Below are 3,679 nucleotides of genomic sequence, written 5' to 3' on the forward strand. Positions count from 1 at the left end.
GCAGAAAAGGCGCTGGGCGCGGCCAGGAATAGACCCATAGAGATCAAGCCATGAAGCTTATGCCCGCCATCAGGAAGTGACCTGCCCCCGTAGAAGTGGACCGCCGATCATGTGAAATCGGTGGTGCGGTTCGGAGGGTTGGGATGGCTCGAAAGCAGCACAAGCCGGAGGAGATCGTGGCCAAGCTCCGGCAGGTCGAAGTTTTGGTGGGCCAGGGCAAGACGGTGGCCGAGGGGGCCCGGGCGATAGGGGTGACGGAGGCCACATACTATCGCTGGCGTGCGGAGTATGGCGGCCTGAAGTTGGACCAGGTGCGCCGGCTCAAGCAGCTCGAGCAGGAGAACAGCCGGTTGCGGCGGGCAGTATCGGACCTGACGCTGGAGAAGCTGATCCTCAAGGAAGCCGCCTCGGGAAACTTCTGAGCGCTGCCCGTCGCCGGGCCGCCGTGAACCACGTCACGGCGGTGCTGGATGTGCCTGAGCGGCTGGCCTGCCGGGTGCTGGGCCAGAACCGTTCGACGCAGCGCAAGCGGCGTCGGACGGCCGACGATGAGGCAGCGCTGACCCAGGCGGTGATTGCGTTGGCCAAGCAGTATGGCCGCTACGGCTATCGGCGGATCACCGCCCTGCTACACGCTGAGGGTTGGGCGTGTAACCATAAGCGGGTGGAGCGGATCTGGCGGGCCGAGGGGCTGAAGGTGCCGCCGCGGCAGCCAAAGCGCGGCCGGTTGTGGCTGAACGACGGATCCTGCATGCGGCTACGTCCTGAACGTCCGAACCACGTCTGGGCCTACGACTTCGTGGAGGACCGGACGCGCGACGGGCGCAAGCTCCGCATGCTGAACGTGGTGGACGAGTTCACCCGCGAATGCCTGGCGATCCGGGTGGCGCGCAAGCTGAACTCCCTCGACGTCTGTTCATCATGCGCGGGATCCCCGGGCACATCCGCTCGGACAATGGACCAGAGTTCGTGGCCGCCGCGGTGAAGGGCTGGATCACCGGGGTGGGTGCCGGGACGGCTTACATCGAACCAGGCAGCCCGTGGGAGAACGGGTATGTTGAATCGTTCAACGGCAAGCTCAGGGACGAGCTGCTCAACGCCGAGGTGTTCAACAATCTGGCTGAAGCCCGCGTGCTGATCGAGCAGTGGCGTAAGCACTAGGGTCCGTTGACATCCAGGATTCCTGTTGCCGACGAGCTGTGATTCAACCCCGCCTTCGGGTGGAGTGGCGGCAGGATGGATCAGGGTCGGTTTGGGGTGTGCGATGCGGTCTGGGAGAAGATCGCACCGCTGTTGCCGGGCAAGGCCTCGGATAGCGGCGTGACGGCGAAGGACAACCGGCTGTTCCTCGAGGCGGTGCTGTGGCGGGTGCGCACGGGCCTGCCTTGGCGCGACCTACCGGAGGGGTTCGGAAAGTGGTGTCGACGGTGCCAATCCGCGCACGCTGGGCTGGCACGAAGGAGCCGATCTGCGCCAGCAACACGATGATGGCAACTTGACGCAGGAAGGTGGACTTGCCGGCCATATTGGGGCCGGTGAGCAGCCAGAGGCGTTGTGCATTCGGCATGTGGCAGTCGTTCGGAATGAAGGATCGCCCGGCGCTCTCCAAAGCGGCCTCCGGCACGGGGTGGCGCCCGCGCTCGATGTGCAGTTCTGCATCATCGGAGAGTTCCGGCTCAACCCAGAGCCCCTCGGCTGCTGCCTGGGCCAGCCCACAGACCAGATCCAGGGCCGCTGCGGCATGGGCGATCCGGGTCAGTGCCGAGCGGGCCGCAAGCGTCGTGGAGCGGAGCGCACCAAAGATGCGCCGCTCCGCGTGCAGCACTGCCTCAGCGGCGGCTGCATGCTCAGCCGCAAGGCGATCCAACTCGGCCGTTGCGAAGCGGCTGGAGTTGGCGAGACCCTGACGCAGGACAAATTCCGGCCCCAACCGCCTTGCAGCAGACGCTGGCACTTCAATGTGGTGGCCGAGCACGATGTTGACCCGGATCCGGAGGTTCTTCACGCCGGTGTTTGTGGCGTAGCGGGCCTGGAGGGCCTCAATCGCTCCTTGTCCTTCCGCCACGACGAGGCGGGCGGCGTCGAGCTTGGCGTCGTAGCCTTCGACGACGAAGCCTGCTTCCACTTCGACAGGAGGAAAGGTCATCAGGGCCTGGCGCAGCGCCGTCGCGAGTTCGCTGCATTGCCCGGAGGCGCCTCCGGCCAGGTCTCGCGCTACGCTCAGGAGCCCTGGCGGCAAACCTTCAACGTGCTGGAGTTGAATGGCGGCCCCTGCGCTTCGATCTAGAAAGCCGCGAACCGCACCCAGATCGCGCGGGCTACCCTGCCCCAGTGAAAGGCGCCCGCAGGCGCGCAGCGCATCAGGCATGCCCGACAGTGCTTCTCGGCAGCCCGACCGAATGGAGGGTTGCTCCACCAGGAACCGTACCATGGCGAGACGCCGCGTGATGGTTGCCGGATCGGTCAGAGGCGCCGCCAATTGCCGCATTAACAGCCGCGCACCCAGAGGGGTAACGGTGCGGTCGAGCACCGAGAGCAGTGAGCCTTCTCGGCCCGATGCAGAGGACTGCACTTCCAGCCCCCGCAGGGTGGGTGCGTCGATCTCCATGGTGTCGCTCATGCCAGCGCGTCGCGGCATTGGCATTGCTTCAGGCAGCCGCCCGACCACGGCGCAGACATAGTCCAGCAGAGCGGAGAGAGCGCTGAGTTCCGCCAACGAAAACCCTCGTATCAGGTCGGTCGCGCCGTCACCGTAAAAGGTGAGCAGGCGCTGCCTTGCCTCATCGTGCGGCGGTGGCCCTGGATCAAGGGTCGAGAAAGGAACGCCAGAGCTCCGAAGGACAACGGCCAGAATCTCTGAGCCCTCTGGCCAACGAGCCACCAGAACCTCGGAGGGGGAGATCCGGGCCAGGGCTGCGCCGCTGCCGTTCAGGGAGACCTTGGCGGTGCCGGTCTCGCCAGTGGACAGATCGGTCCAGGCGAAAGCGACTGAATCGCCCTCAGAAAGGGCCACGCATAGGTTGTTCGGCCGCCCTTCTGTGAGCACGGCCGCATCGACCGAGGTACTAGGCGTCATCCGACGTAAAGGGCGTTCGGAGCCTGGCTCCGGTGGTTGCTCGGAGAGAGCGACCTTGTATCCAGCCGCCAGGAGCCGCGTGACGGCGGAGTTTGCTGCCGCGGTTGGCACTCCGCACATGGGGAGGTCGCCGGCATCCTTCTGGCGTCGTCGGGTCAGCTGCAGGCCGAGTGCCCGTGCGACGACGGGTGCGTCAGCTCCCAACACTTCGTAGAACTCGCCGACGCGATAGAAGATGAGGTGGCCAGGCGCCGCTGCGGCTGCGGCCGCATGCGCCAGCATCATCGGACTGTCCGGTGGAGCCACAGGCGTGTTCATCACCTAATCTAGGTAGAATGGATCAGAGCCGGAGATCAAGAAAAGGCCTTGCGGACGCCGCCTTCATGGGAGACAGACGCTCGGCCAAACGACCGAGCCGCTCCGTTAGGACACATGTGCTCCGGCGTAAGACACAGGATATGGCAGCTTCATCAAGCCGGCGGCTGTGACTATTTTTCTGTGGCGCAGCGGAGCGCCCCCCAGCCGAACCGGCCTGCCAGCCGGGCCAGGGGCGGCGGATCCGCGGCTGCGATCCGCTATGCCGAAGGTCCCTGCAGGCCAGGC

At 65.6% G+C, this 3,679-nt stretch carries 3 pseudogenes; 2 read left to right on the forward strand and 1 reads right to left on the reverse strand.

Annotation, left to right across the window (positions count from 1 at the left end):
* Positions 1-143: 143 nt before the first annotated feature.
* Positions 144-1,158 (forward strand): annotated as a pseudogene (locus D2K64_RS23010) (IS3 family transposase); the annotation flags it as partial.
* 78 nt (positions 1,159-1,236) lie between these two features.
* Positions 1,237-1,419: pseudogene (locus D2K64_RS25805) on the forward strand (transposase); the annotation flags it as partial.
* Between the two features lie 52 nt (positions 1,420-1,471).
* On the opposite strand, the pseudogene D2K64_RS23015 reads toward D2K64_RS25805, so the two are convergent.
* Positions 1,472-3,394 (reverse strand): annotated as a pseudogene (locus tag D2K64_RS23015) (MutS N-terminal domain-containing protein); the annotation flags it as partial.
* Positions 3,395-3,679 lie beyond the last annotated feature (285 nt).

This window comes from Teichococcus vastitatis, from assembly GCF_003604215.1.
Lineage (GTDB): Bacteria > Pseudomonadota > Alphaproteobacteria > Acetobacterales > Acetobacteraceae > Pseudoroseomonas > Pseudoroseomonas vastitatis.